This is a genomic window from Cellulomonas sp. GbtcB1 (assembly GCF_019091725.1).
GTDB lineage: Bacteria > Actinomycetota > Actinomycetes > Actinomycetales > Cellulomonadaceae > Cellulomonas.
In genome coordinates, this window is record NZ_JAGXJG010000707.1 from 1 (window position 1) to 230 (window position 230).

Here is a 230-nt window from a genome sequence, read left to right on the forward strand (position 1 = left end):
CCCCGGCTGCTCCCGCCCATCGCGACCCTCGGGGCCGCGCGCGCGGGGGATGCCGGGGGTGGGTTCGCGGTCGTGGCCGAGGAGGTCCGGGCGCCCGCCGACGCCTCCGCGGGGCGGTCCGACGACATCGCGCGGCAGGTGGCCGAGGCGCCGGCCGTGGCCGGGCAGGCCGGGCGCGCGATCGGCCGGGTCGACGAGCTCGACGCGGGCATGTCCGGCCAGGGCGACGC

At 82.6% G+C, this 230-nt stretch carries 1 protein-coding gene; it reads left to right on the plus strand.

Annotated features, from left to right (window positions below; genetic code table 11):
- Positions 1-18: 18 nt before the first annotated feature.
- Positions 19-230 (plus strand): methyl-accepting chemotaxis protein (locus KVT14_RS23065; protein ID WP_308161192.1); only part of this gene is annotated, 212 nt, incomplete at its 3' end.